The organism is Stenotrophomonas sp. Bg11-02 (assembly GCF_002836635.1).
GTDB lineage: Bacteria > Pseudomonadota > Gammaproteobacteria > Xanthomonadales > Xanthomonadaceae > Stenotrophomonas > Stenotrophomonas lacuserhaii.
Window position 1 is genome coordinate 42,134 of the sequence record NZ_PJAY01000054.1, and the last position, 16,588, is coordinate 58,721.

A 16,588-nucleotide genomic window follows, 5' to 3' on the forward strand; every position below is an offset into this window, starting at 1 on the left:
TGAATGATCCGGTGGGCACGGGCGTGACGACCAATGGTCGTCACCCACCACCCGCTTGACGGCCAGCGGCCGTCACTACCGGCAGGGATCAATGCGCGCTGCCGGCCGGGCCCTTGCGCCCTACCCGCTCGATCAGCGTTTCGCTGGCCGCGTTCAGGCCCACCACCTCCACCACCGCGCCATGCGCGCGCAGCTTTTCCACCGCGCGCTCCAGCGCACCCACCGCGGTGAGGTCCCACAGATGGGCATGCTGCAGGTCGATCTCAACGCGCGGCGCCACGTCCTGGTAATCGAAGGCCGCGCCGAACTGCCCGGCCGATGCGAAGAATACTTGTCCACGCACCACATACCGTTGCGCGCCCTCGTGGTCATCACGCTGCACGTCCAGCATGCCGCCGACCTTGCACGCGAAGAACAGCGCTGACAGCAGCACGCCGCTGAGTACGCCCTTGGCCAGATCATGCGTCGCCACGGTCACCACCACCGTCAGCAGCATCACCATTGAAGAGCTGCGCGGATGGGTGCGCAGGTCACTCAGCGAGCGCCAGCTGAAGGTGCCGATGCTGACCATGATCATCACCGCCACCAGGGCAGCCATCGGGATCTGCCGCACCAGCTCGCTGCCGTATACCACCAGCATCAGCAACACGCTGCCGGCGATCAGGCAGGACAGGCGCCCGCGCCCGCCGCTGGTCACGTTGATCACCGACTGCCCGATCATCGCGCAGCCGGCCATGCCGCCGAAGAAGCCGGTCACCGTGTTCGCCAGGCCTTGTCCGGCACACTCGCGATTGCGCTCGCTTGGGGTTTCGGTGATGTCCTCTACGATCTGCAGGGTCATCATTGATTCCAGCAGCCCCACCACCGCCAGGGTGGCCGACACCGGCAGCAGAATGCGCAGCGTCTCCCAGTTAAGCGGCACGTCCGGCAGGAAGAAGGACGGCAGGCTGTCCGGCAGTTGGCCCATGTCGCCCACGGTCCGTACGTCGATGCCGAAGCCGATCACCACTGCAGTGAGGATGCCGATGGCGACCAACGGCGAAGGCACCGCGCGGGTGATCCGCGGCAGCAGATAGATGATCGCCAGCGCCGCCGCACACAGCAGATAGACCATCGGGCCGCGGCCGACCAGCTCCGGCAGCTGGGCCATGAAGATCAGGATCGCCAATGCGTTGACGAAGCCGGTGATGACCGAGCGCGAGACGAAGCGCATCAGCGAACCGAGCTTCAGCGCGCCGGCGGTCATCTGCAGCAGACCGGTCAGGATGGTGGCGGCGAACAGGTACTGCAGGCCGTGGTCCTTGACCAGGTCGACCATCACCAGCGCCATCGCACCGGTGGCGGCCGAGATCATGCCGGGGCGACCGCCGGCGATGGCGGTGATGACCGCGATGGAAAACGACGCGTACAGGCCGACCTTGGGGTCGACCCCGGCGATCAGCGAGAACGCGATCGCTTCGGGGATCAGCGCGAGGGCGACGACGATGCCGGACAGCACGTCGCCACGGACGTTGCCGAGCCACTGCTGGCGCAGCGGGTAATGGGTCTGCATGGGGGGTTCCTGGTGACCGCGGGCAGGGCCACGCATACGCGGCGGCGGTAAGCGCGCAAGTTTACGGCAGGCGACGGCGGCAAGGTAGTGACGACCGCCGGTCGTCTCGCTGTTGCCCTTGCTCTGGCGGGTGACGACCGCTGGTCGTCTCGCTGTTGCCCTTGCTCTGGTGGGTGACGACCGTTGGTCGTCCTGCTGTTGCCCTTGCTCTGGTGGGTGACGACCGTTGGTCGTCACGCTGTTGCCCTTGCTCTGGTCGGTGACGACCGTTGGTCGTCACGCCGCTGCGCTCGCCGAGCGTGGCTCGGCGCTACCAGGGCCGGGCGCTACAATCCCGGCATGGCTTCCGTTGCCCCCCGCTTCTTCGATCCGCGCACCGAACAGGGAGTGCTGCGCCTGTCCATCGCCGGCACCCTGGTGATGGCGGCCACGGCCGTGGGCTTCGGGCTGTACGCCAACTCCTCGCTGATCATCTTCGACGGCATCTACGGCGTGATCGACGTGGTCATGACCTGGCTCTCGCTGCTGGTGGCCCGGCTCATCGCCCAATCGACCAATACCGATACGCTGCAGTCGCGGCTCAACCAGCGTTTTTCGATGGGCTTCTGGCATCTGGAGCCGATCGTGCTGGGGGTCAGCGGGACGCTGATGATCGGTGCGGCGCTGTATGCCTTCGTCAACGCCGTGGATGCGCTCACCTCGGGCGGGCGCTTGATCGCGCTGGGTCCGGCGATCACCTTCGGGGTGATCTCGCTGCTCGCCGAAGGCGCGCTGGCCGCGTTCGTGCTGCGCGCCAACCGGCGCATCGGATCGGACTTCATCGCTTTGGATGCGAAGAACTGGATCATCGCCGCCAGCATGTCGGCCTGCTACCTGCTGGCCTTTGTCGGTGGGGCGCTGGTGCGCGGCACGCCACTGGACTGGATCGGCCCGTACATCGATCCGGGCATCCTGGCGGTCGTCTGCCTGTTCGTGATGGTGGCCCCGTTGGGAACCGTACGCCAGGCGCTTGCGGGCATCCTGCTGGTCGCACCGCAGGAGCTGCGCAGCCACGTGGATACGGTGGCGCGCGATGTGGTGGCGCGGCACGGTTTCCTCGACTACCGCAGCTACGTGGCGCAGGTGGGCCGCGGCGAGCAGATCGAACTGTTCTTCGTGGTGCGCGCCGACGATCCGCCACGCGCGCTGGCCGAATGGGATCGGCTGCGCGATGAGATCGGCGACCTGCTGGGCGAAGAGTCGCCGGATCGCTGGCTGACCATCATGTTCACCACCGACCTGGAATGGGCGGTATGACCCGGTAGCGCCTGGCCGTGCTCAGCGGAAGGCTGCACCGCGCGGGGCGCTCGCCGAGCATGGCTCGGCGCTACCAGGGCGGGACGCTCGCCGAGCATGGCTCGGCGCTACCTTGCAGCCTGTTTCCACTCGCGCGGCGACTGCCCGGTCTGCGCCTTGAACGCGCGCGACAACGCCGCTTCGCTGCCGTAGCCCACGTCACCGGCGATGCGCTTCAACGGCTGGCCACGACGCAGCGCCTGCTGCACCAGCCTGGTCCGCCACGCCTGCAGGTACTGCCCGGGGGTACTGCCGATGACCTCGCGGAAGCCTTCGGCAAAAGCGCTGCGTGACATCCCGGCACGTTCGGCCAGCGCGTGCAGCGACCACTCTTCCGCCGGCTGCTCATGCATGGCCACCAGCGCATGGCGCAGCCGTGGATGGCCCATGCCGGCCAGCAGCCCGACCTGGATCTGGCCGTTTTCCATCAGCGTGCGCAGCACCTGGATGATCACCAGTTCGAACAGACGATCGAGCATCGCCTGGCGGCCGCAGCGTTGTGCGAACGCTTCTTCGAACAGCACGCCAAGCACCGCGTTGCTGCCCAGCAGGTCGGCCAGCGGCAGGCAGACCGGGCTCGGCAACGCATCGGCCACCGGGCTGCCTTCGCCGGCTTCGAAACGCAGCCCGGCGGTCACCAGCGGCACCCGCAATCGGTCATCGACGTTGAAGTGATGGTCGCGCGGGCGGGCGTGCAGCAGCACACTGGGCTGGTCGATGCGCAGGCAGGTGCCATCGCGGTCCACCAGTTCCACGCCGCCCTGGCTGAGCAGGTGCAGCAGGGGTTGGCTGGCGGCCTGTGCGGGCACCCAATGGCCGCTGATCTCGCCACCCTGCAGCAGCCGCGCACTGACCGGGAAGCGGTCGAGCAGGGATTCGAGTCGATCAAGCATGGCTGGACGATCCATCAAGTTTTCCGGACTCCATGTTGCCACACGTCCAACCAAGGCGCGCAAAGTACACCTCACCGGCCAACCGGCCACCCCAACAAGGAACTCCGCCATGTCGATCGAAAAGGTTCTCTACACCGCCCAGGCCACCGCAACCGGCGGCCGCGAAGGCCGCGCTGTTTCCTCCGACAACGTGCTGGACATCCAGCTGTCGACCCCGCGCGAACTCGGCGGCGCCGGCGGCCCGGGCACCAACCCGGAGCAGCTGTTCGCTGCCGGTTACTCGGCCTGCTTCCTGGGCGCGCTGAAGTTCGTCGCAGGCCAGGCCAAGGTTGCGCTCCCGGCCGACACCACCGTGGCCGGCAAGGTCGGCATCGGCCAGATCCCGACCGGTTTCGGCATCGAAGCCGAGCTGACCATCACCGCCCCGGGCGTGCCGCGCGAGCAGCTGGAAGAGCTGGTGCAGAAGGCCCACGTTGTCTGCCCGTATTCCAACGCGACCCAGGGCAACATCGACGTCAAGCTGATCGTGGCCTGAAAAAAAAATGGGCGGATGCCGGTCGTGACCGTGCATCCGCCCATCCCACCGCGGTTGGTAGCAGGGCGACCGCTGGTCACCCCCTACCCCTTCATGCCCGCCAGCGCTCGCTGGCCGTGGGCTATTTTTCGTTGCTCACCAGCTGCACCACGCTGGAGAAATCAAGCTTGCCGCGGCCTGCCTGGTGGTTCATCGAATACAGGTTGCGCGCCAGTTCGCCGAGCGGAATCGAGGCGCCCACGCTCATCGCCGCTTCCACCGCCAGGCCCATGTCCTTGAGCATCAGGTCGCTGCCGAAACCGCCGCTGTAACCGCGCGAAGCCGGTGCGTTTTCCAGCACGCCGGGCCACGGGTTGCACACTTCGGTTGCCCAGCTGCGGCCGGTGCTGACCGCCATCATCTGCGACAACACCTTCGGGTCCAGCCCGTGTGCCACGCCCAGCGCGATGGATTCACCGGTGACCGCCATGATCACGCCCAGCGCCATGTTGTTGCACAGCTTGGCGACCTGGCCGGCACCGTTGGCACCCACGTGGAAGATGTTCTTGCCCATCGCCTGCAGGTAGGGACGCGCGCGTTCCAGCGCATCTTCTTCGCCGCCGACGATGAAGGTCAGCGTGCCGGCGCTGGCGCCGGCGGTACCGCCGGAAACCGGCGCGTCCAGCATCTGCAGTCCGCGCGCGGCGGCGGCTTCGGCGACCTTGCGCGCAGTGGCCGGGGCGATGGTGCTGCAGTCGATCACCAGCGCACCGCCCGGGATATCGGCCAGCAGACCGTCATCACCGAGGTACACGCCTTCGACGTGGCGGCTGGCCGGCAGCATCGAAATCACGACTTCGGCATCGGCCAGCGTATCCAGTGCGGAGCTGGCTGCGGTGGCGCCTGCGTCGACCGCGGCCTGCACGGCGGCCGGCACCAGGTCGAACACCCGCACGGCGTGGCCGGCCTTGGCGAGGTTGGCGGCCATCGGCCCGCCCATGTTGCCCAGACCAATGAATGCGATGCGACTCATGCGGGGGTCCTTTCAGGAGTGGTGGCTTCCAGATCGGCCAGCGGATGCTGGTCGGCCGGCCACGGGGAAATGAAGAAATCTTCGGCCCACGCCGCGCTGGCGTCGGACAGCGTGGCCGGGTTCCAATGCGGGGTGCGGTCCTTGTCGACCAGCAGCGCGCGGATGCCTTCGGCGAAATCGCCGTGTGCCGCGCAGTGCAGTGCCGCTACGTACTCCAGTCGATACACATCGGCCAGCGGTTCGTCCGCGCAGCGTGCCTGCAGGGCGAACGCAAGTCGCGCCGAGCCGGGAGCCCCGGCTGCCAGCGTCTTCTGCGCGGCCTGCAGCCACGCATCCTCGCTTTCCATGGCGGTGATACGGTCTACGATCTTCTGCAGATCATCGCCGTCACACAGCACGTCCACCAACCCGGCGTTGCGCTGCAGGGGCCCGGGCGCAGCCTCACTGGCGAAGCGTTGCAGCACGGTGGTGAGGTGGTGATGGTTGGCATTGCAGTCGGCTTCCCAGCCTGCCGCCAGCAGCGCATCCAGCACATCGCCCCGGTGTGATTCAGCGACGTGCAGGTCCGCCAGCCCGGCAAAGAGGGCATCGCCGGGGTTGAGCAGCGCGCCAGTCAGCGCCAGGAAACGCCCTCCGTTACCGGGCACGCGCGGCAGCAGCCAGCTGCCCCCCACATCCGGGAACAAGCCGACGGTGATTTCCGGGAACGCCAGCTTGGAGCGCTCGGTGACCACGCGATGGCTGGCACCGGACATCAGGCCGATGCCCCCGCCCATCACGATGCCATGACCCCAGCACAGGATCGGTTTGGCATAGGCATGGATCAGGTAATCGACGCGATACTCGACGTCGAAAAACTCGGCGGCGTAGGCGTTCTGGCGGATGTCGGCGTGGCCTGCCTGACGGTACGCCAGCATGCTCTGGTACAGGCTGTGCAGGTCGCCACCGGCGCAGAACGCCTTCTCTCCGGCACCCTGCAGCACCACCATCGCAACGCCGTCGTCAGTTGCCCAGGTGCGCAGTTTTTCAAGCAGCAGATGCGCCATCGGTAGCGAGAACCCGTTCAACGTCCGCGGTGCGTTGAGCGTGGCGATGCCGATGCGCATGCCGTTGGCCGTCACGCGCTCTTCGAACAGCACCGGTGCCTCATCGACCACGATGTCGGTTTCCCGGCTCATGCGTTCTTCCACTGCGCGCTGCGCTTTTCCAGGAAAGCGCTCACGCCTTCCACCTGGTCAGCGCTGTCGAACAGGTCCACGAACGCTTCGCGCTCGGCCACCAGCGCGGCGGCGTGGGTACCGGTGCGCGTGGACTGCACCAGCGTCTTGCAGGCGGCAATGCTGGTCGGGCTCTGCTTGCCGGCCTTCTTCGCCCATTCCAGTGCGAGGGCCTTGGCTTCGCCCTTGCCGGCCTTCTGTTCGGCCAGGCCGATACGCACGGCAGTGTCGGCGTCGATCCGCTCACCGAGCAGGATCATCCGTTTGGCCCAGCCTTCACCGACCAGGCGCGGCAGGTTCTGGGTGCCACCGGCGCACGGCAGCAGGCCGACGGTGGCCTCCGGCAGCGCCACCTGGGCATGTTCTTCGATGATGCGCAGGTCACAGGCCAGCGCGCATTCCAGCCCGCCGCCCATCGCATAGCCGTTGATCGCGGCGATGGACACGCCACGGAAGCCGGACAGCGCCTCGAAGGCTTCACCGAAACGACGTGCGGCTTCACGGGCAGCGCCCTTGTCACCCGATGCGAACTGGTTGAGATCGGCGCCGGCGGAGAAGAACTTCTCGCCCTCGCCACTGATCACCAGCGCGTAGATGGAACGGTCCGCGTTCAGCGCGGCGACGAGGTCGCGAAGTGCCGCCAGGCTGTGCACGGTCCACGTATGCGCAGGCGGGTTGTGCAGGGTGATGACTGCGACGTGGCCATCGGCCTGGACCTTCAGGCCGAGGTGATCGTGGGTGCGCCAATCGTTCATCGCAGTTCCTCTTCGGTGTTGAGCAGGTGGCGGGCGACGATCACCCGCATGATTTCGTTGGTGCCTTCCAGGATCTGGTGCACGCGGCTGTCGCGCAGCAGTCGCTCGATCGGGTATTCGCGGATGTAACCGTAGCCGCCGTGGATCTGCAGCGCTTCGTTGCAGATGGTGAAGCCGGCATCGGTGGCGAACCGCTTGGCCATCGCACACCAGATATTGGCATCGCTGGCGCCGGCGTCGAGCTTGCGCGCCGCCGTGTGCACCATCTGGCGGGCCGCCACCAGTTCGATGGCCATGTCGGCCAGCTTGAACTGCAGGGCCTGGAATTCGGCCAGCGCCTTGCCGAACTGGCGGCGTTCGCCCATGTAGCGGCGGGCAGCATCCAGCGCCCCCTGGGCGGCGCCCAGCGAGCAGGCCGCGATGTTGATGCGGCCACCGTCTAGGCCCTTCATCGCCAGCTTGAAGCCGCCACCTTCCTCGCCCAGCAGGTTGCCGACCGGCACCCGCACGTTCTCGAAGGTGATGCCGCGGGTCGGCTGGCTGTTCCAGCCCATCTTCTCTTCCTTGCGGCCGTAGCTGATACCCGGCAGGTCGGCTGGCACGGCGATCGCACTGATCCCGCCCGCGCCCGCGCCACCGGTACGCGCCATCACCACCAGCAGTTCGGTGGCACCGGCCCCGGAAATAAAGGCCTTGGAACCGTTGAGCACGTAGTCATCGCCGTCGCGCAGCGCCGTGGTCTTCAGCGACGCCGCATCGGAGCCGGCGCCGGGTTCGGTCAGGCAGTAGGAGGCCAGCTTGATGCCGGCCGCCAGGTCCGCACCCCAGGCCGCGCGCAGCGCCTGCTGGCCCCACGTGGATACCATCCACGAAGCCATGTTGTGGATGCTCACGTACGCTGCGGTGGACGGATCCACGTTGGCGAGTTCCTCGATGACGACGGCGGCGTCCAGTCGGCTCAAGCCGCTGCCACCGACCTCGGGATCCATGTACAGGCCACAGAACCCGAGCTCCCCTGCCTTGGCGATCGCCTCGCGCGGAAAGATGCCCTCCGCATCCCACCGCGCCGCGTGTGGCGCCAATTCCGCCTGGGCGAAGTCACGCGCTGCCTCACGATAGGCCTGCTGCGCTTCTTCGAGTTCCGTCGTCATCGAGTTACTCATGGCTGGAACTCCGTTGTTACTTGAGGCTGATGGTGGTGTTGACGCCGTGGCTGAGCGTCTCGTCATCGAACCAGCGTGCGGTGATGGTCTTGGTCTGGGTGTAGAACATGACCACCTGCTTGCCGTACGGGCCGAGGTCACCCAGCTTGGACGCGCGCGAACCGGTGAAGGAGAACAGCGGCACCGGCACCGGGATCGGCACGTTGATGCCGACCTGGCCGACGTCGATGTCTTCCTGGAACCTGCGGGCGGCGGCGCCGGACTGGGTGAACACCGCCGTGCCGTTGCCATTGGGGTTGCTGTTGACCAGCGCGATGGCGTCATCGAGCGTTTCCGCTTCGAGGATCACCAGCACCGGCCCGAAGATTTCTTCCTGGTAGATGCGCATGTCGGTGGTGACGCCGGAGAAGATCGTCGGACCGACGAAGTTGCCCTTCTCGAAGCCGTCCACCTGCGGATTGCGGCCGTCCAGGTCCAGCGTGGCGCCCTGCTCCACGCCCGAAGCGATCAGCCCTTCCACGCGCTCACGTGCGCTGCAGGAGATGACCGGGCCGACATCGGTGCCGGCGACCGAACCGGCGCTGACCTTCAGCGTCTTCGCCTTGGCCACCAGGTCAGGCACCCACGAACGCGCCTCGCCCACCAGTACCAGCGTGGAGGCCGCCATGCAGCGCTGGCCGGCGGCACCAAAGGCGGCACCGACCATCGCGTTGAGGGTCTGTTCCTTGTTGGCATCCGGCAGCACGACGGCATGGTTCTTGGCGCCCATCATGCATTGCACGCGCTTGCCGGCCAGCGAGGCGCGGTTGTATACGTGGGTGCCGACGCGGGTGGAACCCACGAACGAAACCGCCTTGATGTCGGGGTGGTCGCAGATTGCGTTGACCACTTCTTCGCCACCGTGCACCACGTTCAGCACGCCCTTGGGAATGCCGGCTTCCAGCGCCAGTTCGACCAGCCGCATGGTGACCATCGGGTCCTGTTCGGACGGCTTGAGCACGAAGGTGTTGCCGGTGGCGATGGCCATCGGGAACATCCACAGCGGGATCATCGCCGGGAAGTTGAACGGGGTGATGCCCGCGCACACGCCCAGCGGCTGCATCAGGGTGTAGGTGTCCACGCCGTTGGCCACGTTGTTGGCCAGCTCGCCCAGCTGCAGGTTGCCGATCGCCGCGGCGTGCTCGACCACTTCCAGGCCGCGGAACACATCGCCTTCGGCGTCCGGCACGGTCTTGCCCTGCTCGGCGCTGAGGGTGTGGGCCAGCTCGCTCATGTTCTCGCGGATCAGCTGCTGGTACTTCAGGAAGATGCGCGCGCGGGTGCCGATCGGCGTCTTGCGCCAGCTCTTGAAGGCTTCCTTGGCCGCGGCCACCGCATCATCCACTTCGCTGGTGGTGGCGAAGGGCACCTGGGCCAGCACGTCCTGGGTGGCCGGGTTGACGACGTCCTGCCAGTGGGCGGTGGACGATTCGATGAACTGGCCATCGATCAACAGGCGGATACGGGGCGCTGCAACAGTCATGGCGGTACCGTGGGGTCTCAGGGATGCTTGGCATTATTCACAAGCGACCACTCGATTTCCGGGCTGTCTACGCTTAATCTGGCCAACCGGAACGACGAAAGTTGTTAATCCTGTGAATACGGAGTCACCCCAACGCCAGCTCGGGCTCCGCTTGGCCAAGCTGCGCGAGCAGCGCGGTTATACCCAGGTGCAGCTGGCACAGCAGCTTGGCGTATCAGCCAGCTACCTGAACCAGATCGAGCGCAACAAGCGGCCCTTGACCCCGGCGGTCCAGCAGCGACTGCGCGCGGTGCTGGGTGAGCTGGGCGATCTGTTCGACGCCGGCGGCCCCGCCGCGCTGCAGGAGGCACTGGGGCAGACCCTGCGTGATCTCGGCCTGGCCGATGTCAGCGCCAATGAACTGCGGGCACTGGCCGGCAACCTGCCACAGGTCAGCCAGGCCCTGCTGGACCTGCACCGGCGCCATCTGGCGCTGCGCGAGCACGCCGCCGCGCTGGAGTTCCAGCTGGGTGAGCCCGGCGCTGGGATGAGCCTGCCGGCCGGTGACCAGGTGCGCGATTTCTTCAACCGCATGCACAACCACATCCCGGAACTGGACGCGTTGGCCGAGCGCCTGTTCGCCGAGTGGGGCCTGACCGTGGGCCACATGGCGCCGCGGCTGCGCCAGCTGCTGGCTGACCGCCACGGGGTGATGGTGGAAGTGGCCCCGCTGCAGGCCGGGCGGGAGAAGCGCGTGATGGACCGGCAGGCACGCACGCTGTGGCTGCCGGACTACCTGGAACCGGGCCAGCAGGCGTTCCAGATGGCCGCCGAACTGGCGCTGCGCGGCCATGCCGAACAGGTGGATGCGGTGATCGAGCGGGCTGGTTTCGGCGATGACGAGCGCATCGCACAGGCACGCATCGGCCTGTCCAACTACTTCGCCGGCGCGCTGGTGATGCCGTACGGCCCGTTCCTGCGTGCGGCCGAGTCCAGTGGCTATGACATCGAACTGCTGGCACACCAGTTCGGCGTGGGCTTCGAGGCGGTCTGCCACCGCTTGAGTACGCTGGCGCGGCGCAGTGCGCCCGGCCTGCCGTTTTTCTTCATCCGCGTGGACCGGGCGGGCAATGTGTCCAAACGGCATTCGGCCACCGATTTCCACTTCTCGCAGGTCGGCGGCTCGTGTCCGCTGTGGATCGTGTACGAGGCGTTCAACCAGCCCGGGCGCATCCTCACCCAGACCGCGCGCATGCCCGATGGGCGACGCCATTTCTGGCTGGCGCGGCAGGTCAGCAGCGGGCCGGTCGGCCACGGCCAGCCGCGCAAGACCTTCGCGGTGGCGCTGGGCTGCGACCTGCAGCACGCCGAGCGGCTGGTGTACACGCGTGGGCTGGATATCCAGAGCCCGGGCAATTCGGTGTCGATCGGCCCCGGCTGCCGGGTGTGCCCGCGCGAAGACTGCATGCAGCGCGCGTTCGTGCAATTGCCTGGGCGCTAGCGCGCCGGGCAATTGCACGGACGGCCGCTGGCCGTCCAACGGGAATGACGGCCAGCGGCCGTTGCTACCTAGTAGATCGGGGTGACCTTCATCTGCGGCAGCGGGCGCGGGGCGCCGTCGGTGAGGTCCGGACCGCAGTCGTCCCAGCTTGCGCCCTGCTCCACCATCAGCGCATACAACGCCTGCGATGCGCGACGCTTTTCCTGCGATCCCAGCGGATACGATGGCGGTGCCGGCTGCCCTGCCGCGACGCTGGCATACGCGGCGCGGTAGGCCACCACCTGCTGGCCCGCGTCATCGGTGCGCGACACTTCCAGCGTGTAGCGCTGATAGGCCGAAGCGGCATTGCGCCAACGTATCCAGTAGTGGTTCTCGAAGGAGAAACGGCAGAAACGCTCGCCGGCCAGCGTGCCCTTCTGCGCGATGCGACCGAGCACCTCCTGCGGCATGTCCAGGTTCATGCCGCCCTCGTCGCCTTCCAGGGCGACATGCACGATGCGGTCGCGGTAGCCGGGCGCGCGGGCCTGCAGCAGATCGCGCCAGTTCTGCATGGTGGCGATGATGGCAAACAGGAAACGGGTCAGCTCGGTGGCGGCCATTGGCGAGGCGATATCGCGGTAACCGCGCTGCCAGCGTTCGCGATTGCCGGTTGGCAGTACCACCGCGCGTTCCAGCGCCTGCTGCGCATCGCCGGCTTCGGGCACTTCCCGCGCATCGCCGGGGTATACCAGATTGATGGCGAAGGTCGGCCAGCGCGGCAGCGCGGCGTCGAACAGATGGATCGGGAAATTGCTGCTGATACCACCATCGGAGAACCAGCAACGGCGGTAGCTGGCGATCGATGAGCCTGCCGCGGTCGTTCCCTGCTGCCCCCCGCTGGCCAGACCCTCCATGCTGTCGGCCACGTTCTTCCGGCCACGTCCGGGCTCGGCACGGTTGCTCTGGGCGGGTACAAGGTGGCGCGCCGGCTCATGCAGCGGCACCGCGCTGATCAGCAGCGGAAAGCTGAGGCTCATCCGCGTGGCGACCAGCACCGGCAGCTGCCCTGCCGGCGGCAGCCGGTAGTACAGCCTTCCGTCAACCTGCTCCGGTGCGCCGGCATCGGCCACCAGCCAGTCCACCACGCTGCGCGGAAACAGGCGGTCGAACTCTTCGCGCAGGAACCAGAAGCGCGCTTCGGAGAACGGCAGGGTGCGCGGCTCGTTGTGCGACACGCAGGTACTGATCATCTGCAGGGTGATGGCCCGGCCATCCTGCGGTTCGTCGGCATAGCGCGGCGCGGCGTGCAGGTCGGCGAAGGTCAGCGGCTGGTCGTCCGGCTTGCCCGACAACCGCTGCAGCGCATCGTGCAGCCAGTCGGTCAGCGCGGGGCGCCGTGGGTCGTCGCTGCGGCCATTGCACAGCCCGAGCAGGTTGCCACGGGCCACCCGCGCCACCCGCAGCAGCGCGCCGGCCACACCCGCGCCGTAGGCGCACAGCAGCGAAGGCAGGAGAGCAGCCAGCATGCCCGCTACGCCGCCGGCGCCATAGCCGATGCCCAGCAGCAGGAACAGCGAAAGCAGCACTTCCAACGGTGCGATGGTGAACACTGCCGCCAGCAGGCACAGTAGTTTGCGGGGCCAACCCGCATGGCTGGCCAGCACCACCAGCAAACGGTACGCCGCGCGCGCGCCGCGGGCAGGCTGGAACAAGCCATGGATGAAGCCCTGCGTGGACAGCTGGGCCGACACAGCGGCCAGTCCCTCGAAGCCGGCCTGCGGCCCCACCGCCTCGCCCGCCTGGCGACGGCGATCACCGAGCGCGGCAGCCGCAGCCACCGCCGCCGCGATGGCCCCGGCCGAGGTGCCGCCGATGCTCTTGAAGCAATATTCCCTGGCCAGCGCCAGCACCGCATTGGGATACACGATGCCGCTGGTGATGCCGCCCTTCATGACCAGATCGCAGTACTTGGCTGCCATGGGCCGACCCTCTGCTGGATTCGACCCTGATTATGGCAAGAGCGCCTCTCACGGCATGAGATGCCTGACGCATTTCGCAGGCAAGGCGGCACGCCGGTAGTGACGGCCGCTGGCCGTCATGCCCTGGCCCCTGGCCCTTGGTAGGTGACGACCGTTGGTCGTCACGCCGTTGCCTCTGCCGCTGAGCTCGCCGAGCATGGCTCGGCGCTACCGCTCTGACTGCGGCACCTTGCGGATCTTGGTGGTGTCGTACCCCATTGCGGCAATGCGCTCGATGGCCTGTTGGTAGTCGGCCGCGCTGACCTGCGGCGTGCGCGCCATGTACCAGACGTAGTCACGCTTGCTGCGCGCCACGATGGTCTGCTGGTAATCCGCATCCAGCCAGGAAATCACGTACTCGGCCTGGATCGGCCAGATGAACTGCATGCCCCACACCGCGCCGTTGCCTTCCTCCTCCACACGACCTACCGGATGCATCGTCTTCAGCGGCGCATCGAAGCTGCCCTTGCGGTAGGTGAAGGTGGTCTGGATGCGCCCGTCGGGCCGCAGCGCATAGCGTTCCACCGAATCAAACGCCTTGCGTTCGATGAAGGTGGGAATCTGTGCGATGACATACCAGTCGCCCATGAAGCGCGGCACGTCCACCGCGCTCGCGCGGGGCAACGGACGTTCCGGACTGGACGAACAGGCGCTGGCCGACAACGCCATCGCGATCACGGGAAGCAGGCTGGACAGACGCATGGCGTTCTCCTTCAACGGGGACGGAACAGGTAATGGGCCACCAGCCACTGCTGGCCCTTCTCATAACCGAACAGTTCGGCGCAGGCCATCCAGAACATCCGCCAGCGCTGGAACCACAGCGCAGCGGCGGCATCACCGTAGGTCTGGCGCAGCACCGGCATCAATGCATCGCGCTGGCTGTCCTGGTTCTGCAGCCAGTGGTTGGCCGTGCGCTGGTAGTGCGTGCCATCCAGCAACCAGCGCTGCTGCAGCTGCAGGTCGTGCTGGAAGTGCAGCAGCGTGTCCGCTGCCGGCATCAGGCCACCGGTGAAGAAGTGCCGCCCCATCCAGTTGCCCTCGCCCTCGGTTTCAAAGGGATACATCGCGGTGCGATGCACGAAGATATGCACGAACAACGCCCCATCGCTGCGCAGCCAGCGGGCGATGCGGCCGAGCAGGCGGTCGTAGTTGCGCATGTGTTCGAACATCTCGATGGACACCGCGCGGTCAAAGGAGTTCGCGGGCAGGTCCAGCTGGTTGACGTCGCGGGTCAGTACCTGCACGTTGCGCAGCCCACGTGCCTGGCACTGCGCCTCGATGTGCGCACGTTGCCCGTGCGAATTGGACACCGCGGTGATGCGTGCGTGTGGATAGCGTTCGGCCATCCACAAGGTCAGCGATCCCCAGCCACAGCCGAGTTCCAGGATGTCCTGTCCATCGTCCAGCCCGGCACGCTCCGCATATAGTTCCAGCATCGCCTCTTCGGCCTGGTCGAGCGTCTCCGTGCCGGTGCGGTAGTAGCAACTACTGTATTTCAACCGCTTGCCAAGGCAGGCCTGGAAGAACGCTGCCGGTACTTCGTAGTGCTGGCGGTTGGCCGCATCCACGTGCAGGGCCAACGGGCTTCCCGCCAGTTCGGTGATGCGCTCGGAAAAGCGCATCGCCTGGCCTTCGGTGCCGCCTTCAAACTCTTCGCGCAGGCGCTGTGCGCACTGGCGGCGGATACCGTAACGCAGCAGCGCGTCAGGCAGCAGCCCGCGTTCGGCCAGGCCGGTCAGCCCCGCCGCATGGTCCGGCAGCGGCAGGCTCTGGAATTGGGTGCTCATCGGGGCAGCTCCTTGGAGTGTGCGGATTTCCTGGGAAACCAGGGAAAGATCATCGAGGTGCTGCGCTGGTACTCGCGGTAGTCCTCACCGCGGCTGCGCAGGGCCTGTTTTTCAGTGAACGGCACGCCGCTCAGCCAGCGCAGGAACACGTACATCACCACCGGGCCGGCGCAGGCCAGCCACCACAGCGGGGAACCCACGGCCAGCAGCACATAGGTGAACCAGTGCAGCCATTCGAAGAAGTAGTTGGGATGCCGCGAATAGCGCCACAGGCCCTCGCGGCAGGTGCGGCCCTTGTTCGCCGGGTCGGCGCGGAAGCGTGCCAGCTGGCGGTCGGCCAGGCTCTCCCCACCCACGCTCAGCACCCACATCGCCACCGCTGCCAGCACCCAGCCGATACCCTCGCCGCGCGGGTTCTGCGCCACCGCGATGAACGGCAGGGCGAACAGCACCACCAGCAGCGCCTGGGCCTGGAAGAAGCCGAAGATCCTGCCCTGGTGGCCCTGCCAGTGATCGCGCAGGTAGCGGTAGCGACCGTCCTCTTCTTCGCTGCGCACGCGTCGCCACAGGTGCAGTGCCAGACGGGCTCCCCACAACCCGCCCAGCACGCCCAGCGCCAGCCGCGGCAGCAGCGCGCCGTCGCCCAGCAGTGCCAGCAGCAGCGCGGCGGCGGCCACGCTCTTGGCCCACAACACATCCACCACGCCGATGTTCTGGTGCCGGCGTTGCCACCACCAGCCCCAGCACATCACCACCGCGGCATACAGCCACACCCACCACAACAGCTTCATCGTGCTTCTCCTGTTTCCATGGGGTCGGCACGGCGTGCCGGCTGCCAGCGCCGCGCGCAGGTCGCCAGCAGCGGCAGCGCGAGCGCCCAGCCGATACCCAGCAAGGCGATGCCCTGCCAGGCCGGCGTGGCGAAACTCACCGAAGAAAATCCCCGCGCGGCCGACACATAGGCCAGGGGGGCCAGCAGCAGGCCGACCAGCACGGCCAGCCGCCACCGGCGCTGCAGGGCAGCGAAAGAGACGGTCAGGGTCATCGCGAACGATGCCCACAACGCAAGGATCCAGACCGGCGCCAGCGCGCGTTCGGCATTGCCTGCGGCATACACCACCCGTCCGGAAGCACCCGCCACGCCGTCCACCACCAGCCCGCAACCGATCGCCAACGCGATCAGCTTCAGGTCCACCACCGGGTGCGGGGACTGCAGCAGCTGGCTCAGCACGTAGGCCCCCGCCGCCAGCAGCGCCGGCCAGTACAGCCCGCGTCCGGCACCGGCCACCGCGCAGAACCACACCAGCTGGTTGCCGATCAGGTTGCCCCAGAAGTGCATG

Annotated in this window: 15 protein-coding genes; 3 read left to right on the plus strand and 12 right to left on the minus strand. The window is 67.2% G+C overall.

The window, feature by feature from the left end; translation table 11 throughout:
* Positions 1-88: 88 nt before the first annotated feature.
* Positions 89-1,552, minus strand: a complete 1,464-nt coding sequence (locus tag CXG43_RS08340; protein ID WP_101099548.1) for a SulP family inorganic anion transporter — start codon at positions 1,550-1,552, stop codon at positions 89-91.
* A 339-nt stretch (positions 1,553-1,891) separates the two neighbouring features.
* On the opposite strand from CXG43_RS08340, the gene CXG43_RS08345 reads away from it, so the two are divergent.
* Positions 1,892-2,848, plus strand: a complete 957-nt coding sequence (locus CXG43_RS08345) for a cation transporter (protein WP_101099549.1) — start codon at positions 1,892-1,894, stop codon at positions 2,846-2,848.
* Between the two features lie 107 nt (positions 2,849-2,955).
* Here CXG43_RS08345 and CXG43_RS08350 read toward each other — a convergent pair whose 3' ends face one another.
* Positions 2,956-3,780, minus strand: a complete 825-nt coding sequence (locus CXG43_RS08350; RefSeq protein ID WP_101099550.1) for an AraC family transcriptional regulator — start codon at positions 3,778-3,780, stop codon at positions 2,956-2,958.
* Between the two features lie 109 nt (positions 3,781-3,889).
* Between CXG43_RS08350 and CXG43_RS08355 the strand changes: the two genes are divergently transcribed.
* Positions 3,890-4,315 (plus strand): organic hydroperoxide resistance protein, encoded by a 426-nt coding sequence (locus CXG43_RS08355; protein ID WP_042613743.1) that lies wholly within the window; start codon positions 3,890-3,892, stop codon positions 4,313-4,315.
* Positions 4,316-4,436: 121 nt separating this feature from the next.
* Here the strand turns inward: CXG43_RS08355 and mmsB are convergent, their stop codons facing one another.
* The 5 genes from mmsB to CXG43_RS08380 are packed head-to-tail and all read right to left on the minus strand — an operon-like array spanning position 4,437 to position 9,984.
* Positions 4,437-5,327, minus strand: a complete 891-nt coding sequence (gene mmsB, locus CXG43_RS08360) for a 3-hydroxyisobutyrate dehydrogenase (RefSeq protein WP_101099551.1) — start codon at positions 5,325-5,327, stop codon at positions 4,437-4,439.
* Entirely contained in the window at positions 5,324-6,505 is a 1,182-nt protein-coding gene (locus CXG43_RS08365) for an enoyl-CoA hydratase/isomerase family protein (RefSeq protein WP_101099552.1), read from the minus strand. The genes mmsB and CXG43_RS08365 overlap by 4 nt, the downstream gene beginning before the upstream one ends.
* The gene (locus tag CXG43_RS08370; protein WP_101099553.1) at positions 6,502-7,299 is read right to left on the minus strand and encodes an enoyl-CoA hydratase; all 798 of its coding nucleotides are present in this window, start codon (positions 7,297-7,299) and stop codon (positions 6,502-6,504) included. Before CXG43_RS08370 ends, CXG43_RS08365 begins: the two co-directional genes overlap by 4 nt.
* Complete coding sequence (locus tag CXG43_RS08375) at positions 7,296-8,462, minus strand: acyl-CoA dehydrogenase family protein (RefSeq protein ID WP_101099554.1); 1,167 nt, start codon at positions 8,460-8,462, stop codon at positions 7,296-7,298. The genes CXG43_RS08370 and CXG43_RS08375 overlap by 4 nt, the downstream gene beginning before the upstream one ends.
* A gap of 16 nt (positions 8,463-8,478) precedes the next feature.
* On the minus strand, positions 8,479-9,984 hold the full coding sequence (locus CXG43_RS08380) for a CoA-acylating methylmalonate-semialdehyde dehydrogenase (RefSeq protein WP_101099555.1): 1,506 nt from the start codon (positions 9,982-9,984) through the stop codon (positions 8,479-8,481).
* 112 nt (positions 9,985-10,096) lie between these two features.
* Here CXG43_RS08380 and CXG43_RS08385 point away from each other — a divergent pair, with 112 nt between their 5' ends.
* Complete coding sequence (locus CXG43_RS08385; RefSeq protein WP_101099556.1) at positions 10,097-11,464, plus strand: short-chain fatty acyl-CoA regulator family protein; 1,368 nt, start codon at positions 10,097-10,099, stop codon at positions 11,462-11,464.
* Positions 11,465-11,532: 68 nt separating this feature from the next.
* Here the strand turns inward: CXG43_RS08385 and CXG43_RS08390 are convergent, their stop codons facing one another.
* From CXG43_RS08390 to CXG43_RS08410, 5 genes are all read right to left on the minus strand, one after another.
* On the minus strand, positions 11,533-13,422 hold the full coding sequence (locus tag CXG43_RS08390; protein ID WP_101099557.1) for a patatin-like phospholipase family protein: 1,890 nt from the start codon (positions 13,420-13,422) through the stop codon (positions 11,533-11,535).
* Between the two features lie 207 nt (positions 13,423-13,629).
* Positions 13,630-14,163, minus strand: coding sequence for a lipocalin family protein (locus tag CXG43_RS08395; protein WP_101099558.1), 534 nt, complete (start codon positions 14,161-14,163; stop codon positions 13,630-13,632).
* Positions 14,164-14,174: 11 nt separating this feature from the next.
* A complete protein-coding gene (locus tag CXG43_RS08400; RefSeq protein ID WP_101099559.1) occupies positions 14,175-15,248 on the minus strand; it encodes a class I SAM-dependent methyltransferase in 1,074 nt (357 codons plus the stop codon).
* On the minus strand, positions 15,245-16,039 hold the full coding sequence (locus CXG43_RS08405) for a DUF1295 domain-containing protein (protein ID WP_101099560.1): 795 nt from the start codon (positions 16,037-16,039) through the stop codon (positions 15,245-15,247). Before CXG43_RS08405 ends, CXG43_RS08400 begins: the two co-directional genes overlap by 4 nt.
* Positions 16,036-16,587, minus strand: coding sequence for a DUF2878 domain-containing protein (locus tag CXG43_RS08410; RefSeq protein WP_101099561.1), 552 nt, complete (start codon positions 16,585-16,587; stop codon positions 16,036-16,038). The genes CXG43_RS08405 and CXG43_RS08410 overlap by 4 nt, the downstream gene beginning before the upstream one ends.
* Position 16,588 lies beyond the last annotated feature (1 nt).